15 protein-coding genes are annotated in these 21,193 nt (G+C 45.6%); 3 read left to right on the top strand and 12 right to left on the bottom strand.

Going from position 1 to position 21,193, the window contains the following annotated elements; all coding sequences use genetic code 11:
• Nucleotides 1-30: 30 nt before the first annotated feature.
• The 5 genes from kduI to ACH3Y6_RS05700 all read right to left on the bottom strand — a co-directional run bounded on the left by kduI (nucleotide 31) and on the right by ACH3Y6_RS05700 (nucleotide 5,723).
• The gene (kduI, locus tag ACH3Y6_RS05720) at nucleotides 31-861 is read right to left on the bottom strand and encodes a 5-dehydro-4-deoxy-D-glucuronate isomerase (protein ID WP_490834633.1); all 831 of its coding nucleotides are present in this window, start codon (nucleotides 859-861) and stop codon (nucleotides 31-33) included.
• Between the two features lie 67 nt (nucleotides 862-928).
• Nucleotides 929-1,696, bottom strand: a complete 768-nt coding sequence (locus ACH3Y6_RS05715; RefSeq protein WP_490834632.1) for an SDR family NAD(P)-dependent oxidoreductase — start codon at nucleotides 1,694-1,696, stop codon at nucleotides 929-931.
• A 159-nt stretch (nucleotides 1,697-1,855) separates the two neighbouring features.
• Nucleotides 1,856-3,505, bottom strand: a complete 1,650-nt coding sequence (locus tag ACH3Y6_RS05710) for a UxaA family hydrolase (RefSeq protein ID WP_490834631.1) — start codon at nucleotides 3,503-3,505, stop codon at nucleotides 1,856-1,858.
• Nucleotides 3,506-3,510: 5 nt separating this feature from the next.
• Nucleotides 3,511-5,028, bottom strand: a complete 1,518-nt coding sequence (locus ACH3Y6_RS05705) for a tagaturonate reductase (protein ID WP_490834630.1) — start codon at nucleotides 5,026-5,028, stop codon at nucleotides 3,511-3,513.
• Nucleotides 5,029-5,291: 263 nt separating this feature from the next.
• Nucleotides 5,292-5,723 (bottom strand): nuclear transport factor 2 family protein, encoded by a 432-nt coding sequence (locus ACH3Y6_RS05700; RefSeq protein ID WP_490834629.1) that lies wholly within the window; start codon nucleotides 5,721-5,723, stop codon nucleotides 5,292-5,294.
• 301 nt (nucleotides 5,724-6,024) lie between these two features.
• On the opposite strand from ACH3Y6_RS05700, the gene ACH3Y6_RS05695 reads away from it, so the two are divergent.
• The 3 genes from ACH3Y6_RS05695 (at nucleotide 6,025) to ACH3Y6_RS05685 (ending at nucleotide 10,362) form a co-directional block, all read left to right on the top strand.
• Nucleotides 6,025-7,365 (top strand): MFS transporter, encoded by a 1,341-nt coding sequence (locus tag ACH3Y6_RS05695; RefSeq protein WP_490834628.1) that lies wholly within the window; start codon nucleotides 6,025-6,027, stop codon nucleotides 7,363-7,365.
• Between the two features lie 81 nt (nucleotides 7,366-7,446).
• Entirely contained in the window at nucleotides 7,447-8,397 is a 951-nt protein-coding gene (locus ACH3Y6_RS05690) for a carbohydrate kinase family protein (protein ID WP_490834627.1), read from the top strand.
• 15 nt (nucleotides 8,398-8,412) lie between these two features.
• On the top strand, nucleotides 8,413-10,362 hold the full coding sequence (locus ACH3Y6_RS05685) for an alpha-amylase family protein (protein ID WP_490834626.1): 1,950 nt from the start codon (nucleotides 8,413-8,415) through the stop codon (nucleotides 10,360-10,362).
• A 28-nt stretch (nucleotides 10,363-10,390) separates the two neighbouring features.
• Here the strand turns inward: ACH3Y6_RS05685 and ACH3Y6_RS05680 are convergent, their stop codons facing one another.
• The 7 genes from ACH3Y6_RS05680 to ACH3Y6_RS05650 all read right to left on the bottom strand — a co-directional run bounded on the left by ACH3Y6_RS05680 (nucleotide 10,391) and on the right by ACH3Y6_RS05650 (nucleotide 21,115).
• Nucleotides 10,391-11,512 (bottom strand): porin, encoded by a 1,122-nt coding sequence (locus ACH3Y6_RS05680; RefSeq protein WP_490834625.1) that lies wholly within the window; start codon nucleotides 11,510-11,512, stop codon nucleotides 10,391-10,393.
• 285 nt (nucleotides 11,513-11,797) lie between these two features.
• The gene (locus tag ACH3Y6_RS05675) at nucleotides 11,798-13,765 is read right to left on the bottom strand and encodes a KUP/HAK/KT family potassium transporter (protein ID WP_490834624.1); all 1,968 of its coding nucleotides are present in this window, start codon (nucleotides 13,763-13,765) and stop codon (nucleotides 11,798-11,800) included.
• A 92-nt stretch (nucleotides 13,766-13,857) separates the two neighbouring features.
• Nucleotides 13,858-14,535 (bottom strand): response regulator, encoded by a 678-nt coding sequence (locus tag ACH3Y6_RS05670; protein ID WP_490834623.1) that lies wholly within the window; start codon nucleotides 14,533-14,535, stop codon nucleotides 13,858-13,860.
• Nucleotides 14,528-15,574 (bottom strand): sensor histidine kinase, encoded by a 1,047-nt coding sequence (locus ACH3Y6_RS05665; RefSeq protein WP_490834622.1) that lies wholly within the window; start codon nucleotides 15,572-15,574, stop codon nucleotides 14,528-14,530. Before ACH3Y6_RS05665 ends, ACH3Y6_RS05670 begins: the two co-directional genes overlap by 8 nt.
• Before the next feature lie 444 nt (nucleotides 15,575-16,018).
• Nucleotides 16,019-17,713 (bottom strand): glucoamylase family protein, encoded by a 1,695-nt coding sequence (locus ACH3Y6_RS05660; protein WP_490834621.1) that lies wholly within the window; start codon nucleotides 17,711-17,713, stop codon nucleotides 16,019-16,021.
• Between the two features lie 83 nt (nucleotides 17,714-17,796).
• Nucleotides 17,797-18,747 (bottom strand): LacI family DNA-binding transcriptional regulator, encoded by a 951-nt coding sequence (locus tag ACH3Y6_RS05655; protein ID WP_490834620.1) that lies wholly within the window; start codon nucleotides 18,745-18,747, stop codon nucleotides 17,797-17,799.
• A 175-nt stretch (nucleotides 18,748-18,922) separates the two neighbouring features.
• The gene (locus ACH3Y6_RS05650; RefSeq protein ID WP_490834619.1) at nucleotides 18,923-21,115 is read right to left on the bottom strand and encodes a TonB-dependent receptor family protein; all 2,193 of its coding nucleotides are present in this window, start codon (nucleotides 21,113-21,115) and stop codon (nucleotides 18,923-18,925) included.
• Nucleotides 21,116-21,193 lie beyond the last annotated feature (78 nt).

Here is a 21,193-nt window from a genome sequence, read left to right as displayed (position 1 = left end):
TGCGGCTTCTTTTATTGCAGAACTATCTACTTATTTGATCTCAGCAATGGCAACCGGGTCCATATCGGTGAAGGTATAGTTCTCGCCTGCCATGGCCCAGATAAACCCGTAATTCGTAGTGCCCGGGCCACAGTGAATGGACCAGGGTGGCGAGATCACGGCTTCATGATTGGCCATCACGATATGGCGGGTTTCGGTAGGTTCACCCATCAAATGGAATACACGCTGTTGTTCAGGAACATCAAAGTAAAAATATACTTCCATCCTGCGGGTATGCGTATGTGGCGGAACAGAGTTCCAGACACTTCCTTCGCGCAATACGGTCAGCCCCATTACCAGCTGGCAGCTTTGAATGCCATCCTGGTGAATGTATTTATAAATGGTACGCTCATTGGCTGTTGCCTTTTCGCCCATATTCACCGGCGAAGCTTCCTCCTTGGTCATTATACGGTTTGGATACGTTTGGTGTGCCGTAGCGGACATCAGGAAAAAATGAGCTGGTTCTGCCGCTGACCTGCCGGCAAAGAAAACCTCTTTGGTTCCCTTACCCAGGTATACCGTATCCAGTTTGTTCAGTTCAAACACAACACCATCGGCAGTTACGGTACCTGCCCCACCCACATTAATGATCCCCATCTCCCTCCGCTCAAGAAAACAGGTTGCTCGTAATTCCGGTTCATTATGCAGTTGCACGGTATGCTGCACCGGTTTCACCCCGCCGATGATCACACGGTCGTAGTGAGAGTATACCAGTGTAAGTTCATCCACCTTCATCAACTCCGTAACTAAGAAATTAGCACGCAGTTCTGCAGTGGTCATCCCTTTTACCTCTTTGGGACTTGATTGAAACCTGATTTCCATATGGTCGATTTATTAGCGAATTAAGGATGCAATGAAATGTTGTTCAAATATTCGGTTTTCTGAAGCGTCAACGGCCCATCCATCCTCCGTCGACAACTAAAATGGTCCCATTCACATAGGCGGATGCTTCTGAAGCAAGGAACACGGCCGGTCCTTTGAAATCGGCCGGTTCACCCCAACGGGCAGCCGGTATGCGGGAGAGGATGGAGACACTTCTTTCCGGATCATTACGCAGGGCTTCGGTATTATCTGTGGCGATATAACCCGGCGCAATTCCATTGACCGTAACACCTTTCGATGCCCACTCGTTGGCCAAAGCTTTTACCAGGCTGCTTAAAGCACCTTTACTGGCCGCATAACCCGGAACATTGATCCCTCCCTGGAAACTCAGCAAGGAACAGGTGAAAATGATTTTCCCGGTCCCTCTCTCGATCATCTTCTTACCGATCTCACGTGCCAGGATAAATGGCGCGTCCAGGTTTAAAGCCAATACATCATCCCAGTATTCATCAGGATGTTCTGCAGCGGGCTTACGCAAAATGGTACCGGCATTGTTAACCAGGATATCGATCACGGGATTGTCATGTTGTACCTGTCGGATAAACGCATACAGTGCCTCCCTGTCTGAAAGGTTGGCCGCATAGGCTTTGAATGATCTGCCCAAAGCAGTTACTTCCTGCCCGATCTCGCTGCCGGAAAGTTGCATCGATCCGCTTACACCAATGATATCGGCACCCGCTTCCGCCAAACCAAGGGCCATGGCTTTACCGATTCCCTTGTTGCAGCCTGTTACCAGTGCCACTTTACCTGTAAGGTCAAATAATGAAACTGCCATATCATCGATTTTTCAAACCGGCCTGGTTACCAGATGTGTTTACAAAGTTTGTCATTTCCAAAGCAAGTTCCACAAGAAGTTACGAAAACGTTTACATAACGGAATTACCTGCCATCTGGCAGTACCGAATACCCCAAAAACAGGTGTGAGATGTGTTACTTAGAGGCTTACTCCTCTTTTCCATGGGATAAAATCATCCTGATTCAGCAGCACCGCTTTGGGTATCACTTCGCCGCTGGCAGCTTTGATGCAGTATTCCAGGATCTCTTCTCCCATCTGCCGGATCGTTTTCTCACCCTCAATGATGCCACCGGTATTGATATCGATGATGTCCGACATTCGTGTTGCCAGTGCAGAATTAGTGGCCACTTTGATGGTGGGACAAACCGGGTTGCCCGTTGGTGTACCCAATCCTGTGGTGAACAAGATCAGTGTGGCGCCACTGGCGGCTTTACCCGTGGTGGCTTCCACATCGTTACCGGGTGTGCAAACCAGGCTGAGGCCGGGTTTGGTGGCCGGCTCTGTATAATCCAAGACATCCACAACAGGAGATTCACCCCCTTTTTTAGCAGCACCATTGCTTTTAATGGCATCGGTGATCAGTCCGTCTTTGATATTGCCGGGCGAAGGGTTCATATCAAAACCAGAACCCGCTTTTTCAGCAGCTTCGCTGTAGGTCTGCATCAGGTGTATGAATTTTTTAGCCGCGGCTTCATCTTTTGTCCTGTCAATGAGCTGCTGCTCGGCACCACAGAGTTCAGGGAATTCCGCCAGCAATATTTTTCCGCCCAGTGCCACCAGCAGGTCTGAGCAATACCCTACAGCAGGATTGGCCGAAATACCGCTGAAACCGTCACTGCCACCACATTTTACACCAATGCATAATTTATCGAGAGATGCCGGTTTACGTTCCAACTGGTTGATCTGTATCAGTCCTGAAAAAGTTTTGCGGATAGCTTCGGTGATCAGCTGTTCCTCACTTTTCGATTGCTGCTGTTCGAATACATAAAGCGGTTTGTCAAAGCCTGGATTACGTTTCTTAATATCCTGCAGTAGTTCCTGCGTTTGCAGGTGTTGGCAGCCCAGGCTTAGAATCGTTACCCCGGCCACGTTGGGATGATCGGCATAGGCGGCCAACAGGCTGCTGAGCGTTGCTGCATCCTGTCTTGTACCGCCACAACCACCCTGGTGATTCAGGAACTTGATGCCATCCACATTCGGGAACACCCGTTGGGTCTTCACCATGGATTCTCGTATGGCAAGATCTGCATTGGGAATATCTGCCCCGTTTTTATATAGCTCAACCAGTAGTTGTGTCTTCTGTTTGTACTTATCGGTGACCGCGTAACCCAGCTGCGTATGAAGCGCTTCCCTGATCACATCCAGGTTACGGTTCTCACAGAACACGGTAGGTATGAACAGCCAGTAATTGGCAGTACCTACTCTTCCATCGGAGCGATGATACCCGAGAAAGGTTCGATTGGCAAAACGCGATATATCAGGTGCTTCCCAGGTATAATGGCTTGGCCTGTATGCATAAGGCTCTGCCGCATGTCTGGTATTTTCGGTGCTCATCCTGCTTCCCCTGGCCACAGCGGTCTGCGCCTTACCCACCAACACACCATACATGATAATACTATCACCGGCCTGCAGGTCCTGCATGAAGAATTTGTGTTTGGCGGCAATATCTTCCGTCAGCATGTAACGTTCTCCGTTGAATAACAGTTCTTCTCCTTTGCGGAGATCCGTTAAAGCAACCAGTACATTATCATTCGGGTTTACCTGTAGTATCCGTTGTTTCTGACTCATGCCAATCATTTTTTTGCTAAGATAGAACGAACTGTTTTCTCCGGACCCTGCGCCAATAATAAACCCAGTGTCTCACATACGGCTTCTGCAAAACCAGGGTAGATCGTAAGGTCATCGCCGAATATGTCCACATTATGGAAACCGTTTTGCACCAGTTGCAGCGAGTCCGGCGTTTGCCATTGGGTCGCCAGCAATGCGGCTTTATCATCGTTGATACGATATGACTGCCCATTGGCCTTCCCCCAGTAAACAGGGTTCTTCATTTCTTCAGGGCGCATAAACAACAGGAACCCTGCAAAACCTGCAGCGATACACTGCGGTATCCCTTTTTCCTGCAGATAATGTTTTTGCAGCAATGGAACCACCCGCATCTGCATTTTGGAAGTGTACTGCGCGGTAATACTCAGCCAGAGATGTTCAATATGCGGGTTGCGGAAACGATCCAACACCTGTGTACCAAATGCAATGGCTTCCTCTTTTGAAATCTGGTGACTTACCACCAATGGTACGATCTCGTCAAACACCAACCGGCTGATAAAAGATTCGAACAGCGCATCCTGCATGGCTGCTTTCACTGTGGCAAATCCCCAGAGATGTGCCAGTCCGCAGGTAAGGGTATGTGTCGCATTTAATAATCGTAATTTCAGTTCCCTGAATTTATTGATGTCGTCTGCGATCACTATGCCTTCATTGCAGGCAGCGAAAGAAAGCAGTGAAAGTGTGGCCGGCCTGGTCGTTTCAATGGCCCATAAACAGTATGGCTCCGACATAATCATCAATTCGTCATGGTAAGTCAGTTGTTGCTCGATTGCAGCCTGTTCTGTTACCGGCAGTTTGCCGGGTACAATACGATCGACCAGTGAATTACAGAAATCATTGGCGTTTGTCAGCCAGCTCATAAAGGTTTCGGAAAGACCTTTCCTTATGGCAAGTCGGGTAACAATATCCCGCAAGCGGGCCCCGTTATCAACGATCAGTTCTGTGGGAATAATGACCATGCCCGCTTCTTCAGCTCCGTTAAATTTGCGAAACCGTTCTTCCAGGAAAGCCAATAGCCTGCCAGGAAACGAGACCGGTACAGAAGCATAGACATCTGATTCTTCCCATACGATGCCCACTTCTGTGGTATTGGAAATGATCAATTGCAGCGAAGGATTGGCGGCGGCCGTAAGGATCTGGTCCCAATCATCTGCTGCTGACAATACACGGCTGATGGATGCGTTCACAAACACATGCTCCTCATGTTTTCCATTCACCAGACCGCGTTCAAGCAGGGTGTACATACCATCCTGCCTGGCAAAATTATCCGAACCACCCGTGTTGGTGGATTTTACTACCAGTATCCTTCCGTTGAACAGATTCTGCTTGTTGGCTACATCGATAAAATGATCGGGCAACCCCCGCAACAGTACCCCTGTACCAAACTGCAATACCTTCTCGGGCAGGCTGAACACATCAACCGGGGGAACAGAGATCCCAACGGAAGGTATTTGTGAAAGTATTTGTTTTGATAATGTCGTCATCAGTCTCTTTCAATTACCTGAAATATTTTTTACTCAGACAGGGTACCCTGTTTCAGTAAGGTATCGGTCCATATACCATGTCCTGCATACCAGGATCCAAATACCGGATCACACAGTAAGGATCAGTTCTGAATCTGGATCAGATCGATCTGCTCTCACCTTCCTTATCTATGGCAGACAGTAAAGCATACAACCCGTGCAGAACCTTGGCAAAGACTCCTGCCTTCCCAATCATGCATCTTTATGGATCGACCGGCAACCCTCTAATTGGCTAATTTAACTGCCTGCCTGGCCAATAATTTCCATTCACCCTTTTCTTTGACCCAGACCAGTAATATTTTCAGTTTAATACTGGCCGGTTTACCGCCATCGTTGGTATCGGCATGTAATGTGTGGCGAACAATGGCATTTTTGTTCACCACAGAAATGGTCTGCTCAGAAAGTTCGATCTTAACGAAATCCGATTTCCCGGAAGCAATATTCTCAACAAACGAGGTCCTGTTCTCAGCCTTTCCTCCGGAATGTCCATAACTAAGGCTATCTGCGGTCAGGCTTTCCAGAACGGCCCTGTCTTTACTGATCATTGCCTGGCGGAGTTTTTCAACCGCACCTGCTACTGCCTGTTGATCTTTCGACTGTGCAATGGATGCAAAAGAAAACAGGGTCAGGACCCCTAAAAGATATAAGTATCTCATATTGTTTTTTTAGTCTACTAAAAATAAACCATTCAAACCAGCCTCCCCCGCGTAAAGTACGCAAACGTTATCGTTCGTTGCCATGCTCAGCATTACCTATGCTGTCAGATCCTTAAGTGGTGCCCTATCCACAAAACCTTATCACTGAATAGGACGATGCGCACAGCGAACCCAACTTTTTTTCTACGCAATCGTTCCCGGTAACGTTACCAGCTAAACTAATTTGGCTGAATCCCTTGACAGCCGTGTATTTTACTGCCGGTTTTCCCTATTTTTAGTCATATCTAACTAACTGCTTGCCATGTCGTCATCGAAACCACGCCTCAGTTTCATGCAGATCATCAACATGAACGTCGGATTTTTCGGGATCCAGTACAGTTTTGGTCTGCAACAAAGTGCCGTAAACCCCATTTATGACTTCCTGGGCGCCAAACCCGACGAAATTCCCCTGCTGAACCTGGCCGGACCGATGACGGGACTGCTGATCCAACCCATTATTGGTGCATTGAGCGATAAAACCTGGCACCCGCGCTGGGGACGCCGTAAACCCTATTTCTTTATCGGGGCGTTGTTCTGCAGCCTTTGCCTGTTCCTCTACCCATTCAGCAGCACACTCTGGATGGCAGCTGGTCTGTTATGGGTACTGGATGCAGCCAATAATACGGCCATGGAACCTTATCGCGCTTTCATTGCAGATAAACTGCCTGCTTCACAAATGCCTACCGGTTTTCTGACGCAAAGTTTTTTTACAGGGCTGGGAATTACTCTGGCCAACGTATCGCTCTTTGCTTTTCAACAGGTAGGGTTCCTGAAACAGACTCATGGACAGATCCCGTACTGGGTATTCGGATCCTTCTTCCTGGGCTCCTTATGTTCCATAAGCTCCGTGTTATGGTCTATCTCCAAAACACCGGAGATCCCTCCCACTGCCGAGGAACTGGCAGTCCTGAAAGCCAACAAAAGAACCGTATTTGAACCCTTTCTCGAGATCGCCCATGCCATCAAGGATATGCCCAAAGTAATGTGGCAGCTGGCGCTGGTGTACCTGTTCCAATGGTATGCCCTGTTCTGCTACTGGCAAAATGCTTCCAAGAGCATTGCGCAGTCAGTCTGGAAGACATCTCCCTCGCAGGATCCCAAATTATACGAAGAAGCTGTAGGTTGGGCAGGACTGGTTAACGGCTGGTATAACGTGGTCACTTTCCTGTCCGCTTTCGGACTGGTGATGCTGGCTAAAAAATACAGCGCCAAAGCTGTACATATCAGCTGTTTGCTGATGGCCGGTGTAGGGCTGCTCATCTTCCCGCATATTGAGAACAAATATACCCTGTTTGCACCGATGACCGGTTTCGGTATTGCCTGGGCCAGCATGATGGGCGTACCCTACCTGATGGTGGTGAACAATATCCCCAAAGAAAGATACGGTGTATACATGGGCATCATCAACATGATGATCGTGATACCCATGATCCTGCAGACCACGACTTTTGGCTTTGTTCTGGAACATTTTTTGAACAATGATCCGGGTAAAGCCATCAGTTTCGGAGGTGTGCTATTACTGATCGCCTGCGCCGCCACTTTCCTCATCAAAACAACCAAACTGACTGATGAAGAAGTGTTATTACAGGCAGGTGGACATTAGAATGATGAATGTTGAGCAAGGAATGATGAATGTTGACTGAATGATGAATGCGTAATTTATTTTTATACCGAAGTCTGACATATGAAAATTCTCTGTATTGGTGAGGCATTGATCGATATGATCTGTACGGATAAAGGCAGGTCCTTATCCGAAGGCAACCATTTTCTAAAAAAGACCGGCGGGGCTCCTACCAATGTGGCCGCAGCCATTGCTGCGCTGGGCGGCGCTGTTGAACTGTCGGCCAAAGTAGGTAATGACCCTTTTGGCAAACAGCTGATCCAGGTAATGCAGGAGTTCGGCGTGTCTACCCGCTGGATGCTGGTTGATGATACCCATTTCACCACTTTCGCATTTGTATCACTGATGGAAGACGGTGAAAGGGATTTTGTATTTAACCGGGGTGCCGATGGACAGCTGAGCCGGGAAGAAGTAGATGAGATCCCGCTTGATGATATATCGATCATTCATTTTGGCTCAGCCACCGGTTTCCTGCCTGGCCCGTTACAGGCAGCTTACCAGAGCCTGCTGCAGAAAGCATTGCAGAAAAACATCTTTATCAGTTTTGATCCCAATTACCGACACCTGCTGTTTCCGAACAATACTCAGACATTTATTGACCAGTCCTGGAATTTTCTGAAAGCCTGTCACTTTTATAAACTCAGCGATGAAGAAGCCATGCTGATCACCGGAGCCGTAACCTTAAACGATGCGGCAGCCGTACTGCTGGAAAAAACAAATGCGGTGTTCACCATTACACTGGGCAAAGAAGGTACCCTGTTGGGTTATGGGGGGAACACACATATCATCCCCAGTATCCCCATCCAGCCAGTGGATACCACAGGTGCAGGTGATGCTTTTGTAGGAGCCGTCTTGTACCAGTTAGGCAACTTATCTGCCGAAACCATGAAAGCCCTGTCAGCCGATGAATGGACAAGGATCATTACCAACGGAAACAAGGCCGGTGCCCGCACCTGTGAATACCTGGGCGCCATGGAAGCATTTAAACATTTGAATAACCAGTTTTTTCAATAAAGAAAATAATTCAGCGTGTACCAATATTCCCTGCACAACCGGATCGATGAAGCCTGTGAAAAAAACAAACTGGCCGTTGGTGGCCAGGACCAGCTTTTTTATACCAGACTCATCGCCAATACCGCCGCTATCCGCAGCCTGTATACGGAACTGTATGGTAACCATGTGAATGGAGAAGCGGGGTTCGACAAACTGGTACAGACACTTATCCAGGCTCATCAGCAGAGAAGCCCGATCCTGCAGCAGAAAGACAATACGAAAGCCCAAAAAGGCAACTGGTTTCTCAGCAATGAGATCAACGGTATGAGTTTATATGTTGACCGGTTCTGCGGCAAACTGGCCGATCTGCCGGCCAAACTGCCTTATCTGAAAGATCTTGGGGTGAACTTTCTGCACCTGATGCCTGTATTCCAAAGCCCTGAAGGGGAAAGCGATGGCGGATATGCAGTTTCGGATTTCAGGAAAGTGGACGAACGTTTTGGTACGCTGGATGACCTGCAGAAACTGCAGCTGAGAATGCAGCAGGAACAGATGTACCTGATGATCGATATTGTGCTGAACCATACCTCGTACCATCATGAATGGGCGCAAAAAGCCAAAGCAGGCGACCCGGTATACCAGGATTATTTTTACATGTACGACGACCGTTCCCTGCCCGACCAGTTCGACAGCACCATGCCAGAGATCTTCCCCGAAAGCTCTCCAGGCAGTTTCACCTATGTGAAAGAGTGTAGCAAATGGGTGATGACGGTGTTCCATCATTACCAGTGGGACCTGAACTATACTAACCCCGCGGTATTCAATGCCATGCTGGATACTATTTTCTTTTATGCCAATCTGGGTGTAGATATTCTGCGCATCGATGCTCCGGCATTTATCTGGAAACAACTGGGCACTACCTGTCAGAACTTACCTCAGGCCCACACCCTGTTACAACTTATCAGGCAGTGTGTGCAGGTGGCCGCACCCGGCATGGCTTTGCTGGGTGAAGCGATCGTGGCGCCCAAAGAGATCATGAAATATTTTGGCACCGGCCTCTACTACGGGAAAGAATGTGATGTGGCCTATAACGCCACACAAATGGCCCTGCAGTGGGATGCGTTGGCAACAGGGGACACGCGTGTCATGCTGGCCGCACAGCACGACCTGTTACAAAAACCCTATGGCTGCACCTGGCTCACGTACACCCGCTGTCATGATGATATCGGTTTAGGATATGAAGACGCTTCCATTTTGGCTGCCGGCTTCAATGCTTATGGCCATCGTAAATATTTAAAGGATTACTATTCCGGTACGCATCCCGGCTCTCCGGCAAGCGGAGCCCTGTTCTCGGTGAATCCGAAAACACAGGATGCACGTATCAGTGGTTCACTGGCATCCCTCTGCGGACTGGAAAGAGCCATGGAAGCCTACGATGAGAACGAGATCGAAATGTCTGTACGTAAGATCTTGCTGATGCAGGCACAAACCTTTTTCATCGGTGGCATACCAATGCTTTTTTACGGGGATGAAGTTGGATACACCAACGATTACAGCTACCTGAACGATGCCGGCAAAAGCTACGATAACCGCTGGATGCATCGTCCGGTTATCAACTGGGAAAAAAATGCCAGGGCCAAAGAAAACGGAACGCTGGAACAGAAGATCTTCAGTGCCACTCAACGCCTGCTGCAGATACGGAAAAGTTTACCGGTACTGGCTGACAGGAAGGACCTGACCTGGTTAACCCCGCACAATATCCATGTAGCCGGATTCCTCAGGCAAGATCATGAGAAAAGATTGTACTGCCTTTTCAATTACTCTTCCCGGGCTTCCTATCTTACCTGGTACGCGTTCAAAGAACAGGGCAATAACCCTGCACGCCTTTATGATCATTGGAACGATAAAAAACTGACCGTAGGTTCTGATTACGAATACCTGGTGATTGGGCCGTATGGATTTTGTTTGCTGGAAGTAGTAGGATAATAGAGATAAGCCATTCTAAATACTAAAATTAATGAAATTTGACTGCAACAGATGCTCCAAGAAAAAGGTTACTGGCAGTAGGTATCCCATTTTTAAGAAAGACAGGTTCTGTACTGGCCAACCACCTTCCTTCTATCCTGTAAACAATAGTGGGAAGCGGAAAATAATCCACGTTCAATGAAAACCCTAAAGTAGAAAATCCATTTACAGTGACAGCAGGTATAATGACTCCATTTTTATCCTGATAATATTCTGCACGAACACAGGATGCCAACTTATCTGTTATGGCATACCTAGCCACCAGTACCGGGCTGTACCAGGAATTGTAATAAGAACTGTTTTTTTCTTTTTGTTGTAACCCTATATCAAAACCAGCTATCAATCCTACTTTAGGCGAAAATTGATATTGCAGATAAAGATTATTAAAAATACGTACTCGTCTGGTGCTATCAGGGTCATCAGATCCAATGAAGCTGCTCCAGTTGAAAACTGTATTCTGATCAGGGGTAAATTTTACTTGCGTACCAAATGAAGGCATGCTATTTCCAACAGTCTTCCGGATATGCTGCCAGCCATTACAAACCAAGGTAGCAAATTCCCATTTCGGATTGACGTTATAAGTAAGCTTTACCCCAGTTAAATAATACGGAGAATTTTCGGCCAGAAGTGAACGGGTCAGAGTCCAGTTATCAATAGAAACTGCCGACTCAAATCCAATATGAGAAGCAAAAACTCCTGCATCCAGCCAAAGGGTATTTTTTGAGTTAAGGGAGATACCGGAATTAGCTTCAAACAAATGTTTTAGTATGCCGGGTTCTGATGAATAATTATCAACAGCGTATGTACCCAACTGCAAAGCCAGGTTAGCCCTGTATTTGGGATGTTGCACCGAAAATTTCAGATAACCAAGATTAAGGTTGACCTGATTGTGCCGATTAAAATGATAGAAATAAGCCTGTCGATTTTTTGTTTGGGGGTGGTTAAAATCGTATACATAATAAATATCAGCAAATCCACTTAGCTGAGTAACCGGCCGAACCCTCCAACCGGTATCTTTCTGTGCATAAGAAGCAAGGGAGATAAATTCCGAAATGAACATTATAAAAACTAAAATACCTATTTTTCGTATCGGGGTAATGCCTGTTTTCATAAACATCTCATAATGATATTATCCTGATGAAAGTATATCTCAACAATATTTCTTTGATCAACATGCATGCCGATTAAAAACTTTCCATCTACGACGAATAGCTATCGGCATATTACTCAGATGGGATTGGGAAATATTTGTATCGCCTGCTCTTTCATCACTCTGACAGAATTTAAAAAACATCGTTAACAACGCCTTCCGTTTCTCAAAATTACGCCTATCTCCTTTTAGTCGAATGAAAATAGATGCCATACCATAACTTTCTAAAATTGTCGCCTAAATTTATTATATAGTAGGGCATTGCTCGTTACGTCTTAATTCAATTTTTCCAATTGCATGGTATACCAGTGGAACCTGCTCCACTTCTACGTCACTCTTATCAAGTCCAAAAGCTTTCTCATCACTCAATCCAAGGTTCTTCAAGAAAAAATAGGCATTCAGCAACAAACCCTCCCTAAGGGCAAATTCGTTTTCAACTGAAAGAAATTTTTCAAGTACTACAAACCTGTAATCTGGTTCCGGATTATAGCGTGTACTTCCGTCGGGACGGATATGAAGGTTCAGTTCTTTATTGACTATTAATTCCTGCACGATGATTTTGAAATACAATTCTGTGCGTAATTGTACACGAAACCCTACGTTGATGGTCACTTTGATCATTCTGTCATCAATCAGTTCAGATACATCATAAGTAAGGGTGTATGGCTCTTCAGTTCGATGAATATGTACAAACCAATAAACATCAGCGCGTTTGGGTCTTTTGGATAAAATGGAGCGAATAATCTTTTCCTCTATCTGATGCCTGGTGTTGGCTTTGGTGAGATAAACAAGGTGTGTAGAAAATTGAGGAATACTTTCGTCTCCACTCAATTCTTTAATTTGAGGTATATACCGTCCAAGATCGACGAACTTAGTAAGGCGATTATTAATTTTTCTTGCATAGTACCACACATACATAGTCATAAAAATGAATAGCTCGAAAAAAAGGAACATCCATCTTTCTTTAATTTTAGCAGCATTAGCAATAAAAAAAGATATTTCAACCACAGAAAATACAAGCACAATCATAAAAACCAGATAACCGTTCCATTTCAACTTGTAATAAAGAAAATGTGCCAGCAGGAATGTTGTCATCATCATCGCAATAGTAATACTGAAGCCATACGCCGCTTCCATGTGTGTGGAACTACGGAAATATAAGATCATGAGAATACAGCCTACCCAGAGAATAGTGTTAACAGAAGGTATATAAATTTGCCCTTTTAAGTTAGTAGGTTGTTTTATTGTTACTCTTGGCCAGAAATTCAAATTCATAGCTTCACTAATCAATGTATAACTTCCACTAATCATTGCCTGTGATGCAATGATGGTCGCTACTGTAGCGATCATAATTCCGGTTAGCAAAAACCATTGTGGCATAATCTCAAAAAAAGGATTACGTGCCATCAAGAACAAATGCTCCCCCTGACTCATGAGCCAGGCCGCCTGCCCCATATAATTAATCATCAAACATGCTTTTACCCCGATCCAGGTAATCCGGATATTTTTCCTTCCACAATGTCCCAGATCAGAATAAAGAGCTTCTGCACCGGTAGTGGCTAGGAAAACAGCACCCAGCAGCCAAAAACCATGTGGGTAGTTTACCAGAAATCGATATGCATACACAGGGTTCAGCGATTTAATAATACCAGGATGATGCAGTATCTGCAATAAGCCCAAAGTAGCCAGCATAGTAAACCATACCAACATAGCAGGTCCAAAAGTGAATCCTACTTTTTGGGTCCCGAAGCGCTGAAAGAAAAATAAAGCGGAAAGAATGACAATAACTATCGGAACTGTAGGCAAATGCTCCCATCCGTGGATAATAGTGAGGCCTTCTACAGCCGAAGCAACTGAAATAGGAGGCGTAATAATACCATCCGCTAATAAAGTAGTAGCCCCTAATATAGTAGGTATTACCAGATATTTTCCATATCTGCGTATTGAAGCATAAAGCGAAAAGATACCGCCTTCCCCATGATTATCCGCCTTTAATGTCAAATAGATGTATTTAAAAGTGGTGAGAAAGGTAATGGTCCAGAAAATACAGGATACCCCACCGTAAACCAAGCTCTCCGTAATGGGCCTATCGCCGATGATGGCTTTCAGTACATACAAAGGACTTGTTCCAATATCGCCATAAATAATACCCAAAGCCACCAGTAATGTGGCTGTGGTAACTTTCCCGTTTATACCTTGTTGCTGAGATTCCATTTGTACTTTTTTGATCAGACAAAAATGGATTGAAAATTATCAGCAAAACGTAAATAAACAGGGCCAGATATAAAAGATTTATAAAGAGCATATTACACAAATCGGTATCCTACACCACTTTCAGTAATAATATGGCGGGGATGGTTAGCATCATCTTCAATTTTTTTACGAAGACTTGCCACAAAAACCCGCAAGTATTGTGTTTCAGTCTGATATCCCAGTCCCCAGATGTCTTTCAGAATATATTGATGGGTTAAAACCCTACCTTCATTTCTGGCAAACAATGCCAGCAGATTATACTCAGTAGCAGTCAATTTAACAACCTCATTATTTCGTTTAACAGTTCGGGCCAATAAATTTATCTGCAGATTGCCACAAGCCAGAATAGGGCTCACTTCCTCAGAAGTATTTCTACGCATAGCTGAACGGATGCGTGCCAGCAACTCACCCGTACGAAAAGGTTTGGTTAGGTAATCCGATGCACCACTGTCCAAGGCAGTTACAATATCACTTTCACTGTTTTGTACCGTTAACATAATGATAGATTTACTGAACCAACCTCGCAGCTCTTTCAATATTTCCTGCCCATTAGCATCGGGCAGCCCTATATCAAGCAAAATCAAATCTGGTGGATGATTGGCTGCCTGAATAATCCCCTCCCTTCCTGTTGCGGATTCTCTAACAAGGTAGCCATTGCTTTCAAGTGCTATCTGCAATAGCTTCCGTATCTGCGGCTCATCATCGATAATCAGAATTTCTGGCTTACTCATTTTTAAGGTTATTGATAAAAGATACTTCCACAGGCAACGTAATCGAAAACAATGCTCCGCCATTTTTTTGGTTCACCAGCGTAACTGTCCCATTATGCGCTTCGGTAAACCCCTTCGCGATAGACAGTCCAAGTCCACTTCCCCCTGTTTGCGTATGTGGCACCCGATAGAATTTATCAAAAACAAAAGGTAAATCTTCCTCTAGGAAGCCCTTCCCATTATCCGAAATCGTTATCACAAGAACTTCTGCAAGCAGTTTCGCTTCAATATTAATCATAGAGTTTTCCGGTGTATATAGTGTGGCATTATAGATGATATTATGTAACACATGTTCCATCAAGCCCGCATCTACTCTGAACAAAGGCAGATGCTCCTGGGGTTTAAATAGAATCCTATTCGTGAGTGCTGTAGGGGGTAATTTCTGAATAACAGAAAAAATGAGTTCATTCAGATCACACCAATCCAATTGCAACTTCAACATGCCGCTTTCCAAACGGCTCATATTTAAGAGATTTTCTACCTGCCGGTTTAATCGCAGGCTTGCCGTATCAATCTGCTCGAGCAGCTCCTGCCGATTCGCTTCAGTTAATTTGTACCTGCTTTCCTGCAAAGTATCTACTGCACCTAAAATAGTGGAAACAGGTGTTCGGAATTCATGTGACAACGAATTGAGTAAAGTATTATACAAACAAATAGTTTTTTCTCTACCTTCTTTATCTCTTGCTTTTTTTTCAGCCGAACGGATATTGAATGTGAGAACCGTGTTTACCATTGCAATAACAAAATATAGAATAAACATCAACATATCTTCTGCCGTGGCAATATGAAAAGTATACAGAGGAGGTATGAAAAAAATGTTCCAAATCAAGGCACTTAACAGAGCAGTTGTTACAACTGGCAGTATATCAAATAACATGGCCACTATCGAAACCGTCATCAACAGAACCAATGCTACTACCCTATACCCAATGATGCCGGCAAAAAGAAAACAGACTGCCGAAACCAGTAATACCATACCAATACTGATCAAGTATTGCATTGACTGACTATATCTTCTTGTAGCGGTGAGTTCCAAAGGAGTGGATACTTTACTTATCAAAGTTACAATGTGGAGTATAAAGATTTTGTAAAAAGTAGGCCATCAATTTGACTTATCAGGTAATTTAACTACATCAGGTCAGGAAATTACAATAGCAAACTATACTCTCTTCAGTCCTAATAGTGTTACTTGCTTATCATAATTAGTCCTTATGATAAGCAATTAACACCATTAGGCATAGTTCTTTATCAGATTGTTTTCTTAAAAAAGTCTATTTCTCAGATCTAAACACTCCTCAAGAGGAGGAGGGGGATAAGAATTAAGGAGTACATGCTCGCAAGACATGTTCATCTGTCGCATTACATTCTCTACTGCATATACATGGTTTACAACTTCCGCCGGTATGTATATGCTTCCAACCGAATTAACAAGGGGGGGTGCGCATTACAGATAAGGTGCCGTAAAACCCAGCTGTTTCATCCCCCTTTTGATCTCAGGGCAACCTGTCAGTAAATTCCATACCAGCTGGCTCCGGTAATTCTCGATCATGATGATCTGCGGACCCTGGTCGATGGCCAGAAAGGAATCGGCATACCATAGGTTTTGCAGGCTGAAAGCATCTGTAAACCCATAGTTGCGAAACAGTTTATCTCCCAGCGTATAATAAAAGAATTTCAGGGCACGCATACTTTCCTCCGGCGTATAGGGAAATGAAGACAAGGCCGCCGTAGGCGAGATCACGCCAATATCATTATTGGGATGACTGGCCGCATACCCATTCGGAATATCGCTCGCTGTCAGGCCCCAGCAGGCATTGCTGTAACCGTAATAAGTTTTGGGATTACTAACGCAATAAGTGTAGTTGATTTTGGTATGGTTCACTACCTGCGTCTGGTAATTGGCATAGGCATCACTCAAGCCGTTAGGATTGATCCCCAGGAACGAATAGTGCGCCAGGAACAGCGGTCCGCCGGTAGCAGGCCCCAGGGGTAAGGGATAATTCCAGTAGCTGGCTCCATTGATCATGGCGCCACTACGTGTAAAACCAGTATGATATACGGCCGCCGGAATGGAATCCGTATTGGCAGAAGCTGCCAGTATATAAGTGATCAATGCCTCGTTCCAACCCTGGATCTTCAGGTTCATCTCCCAGTTGTATTTGGGGCTCCAGTGCCAGTACAATACGTTCTGCCCGCCCTGCCTGAACCAGTTCCACTCCACTGCGTTCCACAGTGTGTTGATGTCTGCTCTGAGTGCCGTTTCAGCTGCATCGGCCCCATCAAAATATTGCCTGGCAGTAAGCAGGCCAGCCATTAAAAAGGAGGTTTCTACAAGATCGGCCCCGTCATCTTTCTGACTGAATGGGATCACGGTACCATCCGTGCCATTGAGCCAGTGCGGAAATACTCCATGAAATTTCTGTGCCTTATTTTTCAGGAAGGCCACGATGGTCTGCATCCTGGCAAGGCCCTGTGCACGGGTAATAAAACTCCTGTTTACCGCCACGGGGATGGACATGATACCAAAACCAGAGCCACCTGTTGTAACCGTTTCTGTGTTACCGTTGGATCGTTCCCTTGCCAGCCCGCTCACGGGATGTCCGTAATCCCAGAAATAGGCGAAACTCCGTTTCTGCACCAGATCCAGCAATTCGTTGTCACTGATCCGGGGGAACTTATCGGCAGAATCGATCTGCGTGATCAGAGGAGTATTCAGTGTTGCGGAAAGTTTTGCTTTCTGGGTCGACAACAAACCGGTGTTTGCATTGATGAAATAACGGGTGAGTCCTTTCAGTGGAGCGGCCGGTGTTATTACCAGGGTACTGTCACTCCGCTCATAACTCATATTGGCAGCAACCACGGCTCCTGTGTTCTCAGTGACCGAAACCGAAGCAGCAACCGTAGTCCTGTCAACCGGCGCCGTAAACTGTAGCCTGATCACCACCCCCGAACGGACGCCATAATTGATCGTTGTGCCGGAAGCGGTCATATTATCGAGCTGTACCTTGTCAATACTGAAACTGGGCGGTGTTACAACCGGGGGTTGCGAATTTCCTGAGGAGGATTGTTTACTGCAGGCAAAGAGCAGGCAGCTGGCCAATAAACTAAGAAATAAAGGTGGTCTGTTACACTGAATCATAAGAGAAAGATATACCAAGCCCGGAATCTTTTCAAAAGCTTGTTTAAAAAATTAACAATCCTGGTCTCTGGAATCACCTGTTGCTATATAGATCCACCCTCCACCAGAACAGACCTCACAAATACCTCTTCAACAGTTTCCGTTCCATGTAACCTGCTGAGCATCTGCTCAAAGGCTTTTTTGCCCAGCTTATACCCGCTGGTTTCCACATGCGTAATTTTAGGATCGTACACGGTTGGCAGTAAGCCATTACTGATGCTGATCACCGCAATGTCTTCCGGCACCCGCAACTTAGAGGCATGGATAGCGGACATCACCCCCATCAATATCAGGTCGCCCATGCAAAAAATGGCGTCGGGCCTATCCGCATTATTCAAGGCTGCCAGTGTTTCTTCCTGGGCAGGCAACGATTGTTCGGGAAATCCATAAGTGATCCTTGTATCCGGAGCCTGGCTGGCAAAGGTTTCCTTGAACGCATCCAGCCTTTTCCGAGTGATACTCAGATGCGGATGACCGAACAATGCAAGTACGTTTTTCTTCTTCCTGCCAATAATGGTCTCTGCAGCAACCCTGGCGGTGGCCTCATCTTCAAAACATACCTTATTGCATACATCTTTCACAGGTACCCGGTCAAAGAACACCAGCGGGATCTGCAGTTCGTTGAATTTCTGAAACGGTGTGATATTTTCGGTGGCAACTGAAATAGAAGCGAAGAGGCCTGCCACCCTGTTCTTTCGGAACAGGTTCAGGTTATTTTTCTCGAGAGTGAGGTCATCCCTCGACTGCATGATCAATACCGAATAGTCATGCGCCCGCGCCTCTTCTTCTACAGCTGCGATAAAGGAGTCATAAAAAAAATTGTTGATCGTAGGCACCAGAATGCCCAGCACATTGTTATGCCTGGTTCGCAACTGAACAGCCAGGCTGTTAGGTTCATATTCCATGGCAGTAGCCAGTGCCCGAACGCGTTCTTTGGTCTTCTCAGCAATATCCGGGTGGTCTTTCAACGCACGCGACACTGTTGAGATACTCAATCCCAGCGTTTCCGATAATAGCTTCAGTGTACTTGGCTGTATCATTAACAGATCTCTAACTTATTCAGGGTTATAGTAACACATGGCGAGCGCTAAAACATTTAATTGTACTTCTGAATTGCCACTTCCAATCATCATGGAAAGATACTGCTTAGAAGAATAGCACTCGTATTTCTTACAAACGTATCGTCAGGGTAGTACTGATATTTCTTCCTTCCGACGGCCAGATACCCGGCCCTGGATAAAACATAGGCCGTTTGGTAAAATACTGCAGATTAGCCAGGTTACTGATCGTCATTTTCAGTCCCAGCGAAGCAGAGAACCGGAGGCCAGTTGCAAGGTCCCAGATTGCATAAGCAGGCACCAACCCTACCGCGCCTGTGGCTGTAGGCGGCTGTACCGTATTCAATGCATCGGCATAGGTTGACGAGGTGTAACTGTACAATACAGATATGCTGAGTTTTCGATAGTTCAGAGTAGCACCATTCCTGCTGGTCAACGCTGGCGCACTTTCTACTTTGTTACCGGATATGTCTACATTATTGTTCCCCGACTTAACTGTGGCTTCCGTATAACGAGCCTGTAAAAAAGAAGTAGAGGTGAACACAGTGATATTCATCCTGTTCCCTGTTAACCAGTTTCCCTGGATAAAGATCTCGGCTCCTTTACTGGTTGAGTTACCGATATTGGTACGATAAAGATATAATGTTCCCGTATTATCGGTCTCAGCCAAAGTACCAAACCGGTTCTTATCTCGCAGCAGAAATGCTGTTACGTCCCATTTCAGGAAACGCCAGCTGCCCCTTACGCCGATCTCTGCATTATAACCCGAAGCATCCCGGATATTGGGATCTACTTTATCATATAAAGATGCCGGCACCAGGTCTTTAAAGATCATGGGCCTGTATGCCTGCGACCAGCCACCATAAAACTGGAGGTTCTCGGAGGATTTGTAAGCTATAGCAGCGGCATACAAAGGAAAATGATGGCTGATATTAACCGGTATCTTATTATCGGGATAATAACTTATGGCACCACTCAGATCTGTCTGACCGCTTTCAACCCTGGTCCCGAATGTAACGGCCAGTTTATCCGACACCTGCCATTTATTCTCTGCAAATACGGCTATATTTTTTGTTCTGAAGTGCAGATCTCTTCCCCATCCGGATGTTACACGCGTAAGATCATAATCACTGCCTGTAGTTCCCTGGCCCATCTGTGCCCTGTGCAGATCGTTGTTCATATATTGAATACCAGCAACAATTATACTGGTCTGTTTACCTGTATGGTATTCATGTCGCATTCGCAACTCTGTGGTGTAACTATTGAAATAATCAATATCTACCTGGCGTGGATTGTACTGCAGCGTGTTGGCATTGATCGTGTCATTTACATTAGTAGGCTTATCAAACATTACACTATTACGTTCTCCCAACACAGCCGAAACACCCAATTTTAATTGGGTTTGATCTGTCAGTCGCCAATCCACCGTTATAGAAGGCACATGAATATTGGGATTAAAATAATTTCTTACGCGGGTAGCCTGTGTAGGGTCTTCAGAAAACTGTTTGTCTGTCAAAGCCCCCGGTATACGGTATAGATAACCGGATCTTGCCCACTCCAGTCTCACAGAAAGATTATGCCAGGGTTCATAAGTGATCATCACTGCTTCAGATCCGGCATTGGTTTGTTCATTCTTCCGGTAGCCCTGCCTCGATTTCCTGTTCATATACGCATAATAGCTGAATTTTCCTGTACGCCCGCCAATGGCCAGATATTGATTCAGTAATTGGTAGGATCCTACCGTGCTGATACTTTCTACTCCAATAGGCCGTGAAGAATCTCCCCGTTTGCTGATATAGTTCAACATACCCCCAAATTGTGCCCCGTACTGCAGGGACCCCGTACCACGCACCAGCTCAATTCTTTCAATACTCTCCAGCGGCATATTAAAATGGCTGGCAGGATATCCATACATATCTGAATTGGTAATCACCCCGTCTTTCCGGATATTGAACTCCCATCCCCTGTGGGGATCAAGTCCACGTACGGCAATATTTACCTGGTTGCCTGCGCCATCCATATCATATACAAACACGCCCGGTACTTTGGCAAATACCTGCCTGCCTATTTTATTAGCCATATCTGCATCTGTATGCAACAGGTTTAATTGCTCCGTTTTCTTACCTGCATAAAGATAGGTTCCCTGTACATCGGGCAGGTATGTTCTCTGTGAAGAAGATATAAAGGTATTTACCACAACACTATCCAACACTTTAACCCGTATCGAATCAGCTATTGTTTTGTTTTGTGCAGTCAGGCCGCTGGCATTTAACAAGAATGCCATCAGTAAAAATATCGTTCTCATTACTTTTTTTTTAAAGGCCCCCGGTAGACACCAGGGGCGTTCCTAACAATAAACTGCCATTTATTGTTTCCTTTAACA

Source organism: Sediminibacterium sp. FW305-C-269 (assembly GCF_058231045.1).
Note: the sequence above shows the minus strand (reverse complement) of the source record. Positions and strands in the feature narration are given on the sequence as shown.

What these genes read in the sequence shown, in the direction of transcription:
- kduI (WP_490834633.1), bottom strand. Translation starts at nt 861, where the DNA reads ATGGAAATCAGGTTTCAATCAAGTCCCAAAGAGGTAAAAGGGATGACC.
- ACH3Y6_RS05715 (WP_490834632.1), bottom strand. Translation starts at nt 1,696, where the DNA reads ATGGCAGTTTCATTATTTGACCTTACAGGTAAAGTGGCACTGGTAACA.
- ACH3Y6_RS05710 (WP_490834631.1), bottom strand. Translation starts at nt 3,505, where the DNA reads ATGAGTCAGAAACAACGGATACTACAGGTAAACCCGAATGATAATGTA.
- ACH3Y6_RS05705 (WP_490834630.1), bottom strand. Translation starts at nt 5,028, where the DNA reads ATGACGACATTATCAAAACAAATACTTTCACAAATACCTTCCGTTGGG.
- ACH3Y6_RS05700 (WP_490834629.1), bottom strand. Translation starts at nt 5,723, where the DNA reads ATGAGATACTTATATCTTTTAGGGGTCCTGACCCTGTTTTCTTTTGCA.
- ACH3Y6_RS05695 (WP_490834628.1), top strand. Translation starts at nt 6,025, where the DNA reads ATGTCGTCATCGAAACCACGCCTCAGTTTCATGCAGATCATCAACATG.
- ACH3Y6_RS05690 (WP_490834627.1), top strand. Translation starts at nt 7,447, where the DNA reads ATGAAAATTCTCTGTATTGGTGAGGCATTGATCGATATGATCTGTACG.
- ACH3Y6_RS05680 (WP_490834625.1), bottom strand. Translation starts at nt 11,512, where the DNA reads ATGAAAACAGGCATTACCCCGATACGAAAAATAGGTATTTTAGTTTTT.
- ACH3Y6_RS05675 (WP_490834624.1), bottom strand. Translation starts at nt 13,765, where the DNA reads ATGGAATCTCAGCAACAAGGTATAAACGGGAAAGTTACCACAGCCACA.
- ACH3Y6_RS05670 (WP_490834623.1), bottom strand. Translation starts at nt 14,535, where the DNA reads ATGAGTAAGCCAGAAATTCTGATTATCGATGATGAGCCGCAGATACGG.
- ACH3Y6_RS05665 (WP_490834622.1), bottom strand. Translation starts at nt 15,574, where the DNA reads ATGCAATACTTGATCAGTATTGGTATGGTATTACTGGTTTCGGCAGTC.
- ACH3Y6_RS05660 (WP_490834621.1), bottom strand. Translation starts at nt 17,713, where the DNA reads ATGATTCAGTGTAACAGACCACCTTTATTTCTTAGTTTATTGGCCAGC.
- ACH3Y6_RS05650 (WP_490834619.1), bottom strand. Translation starts at nt 21,115, where the DNA reads ATGAGAACGATATTTTTACTGATGGCATTCTTGTTAAATGCCAGCGGC.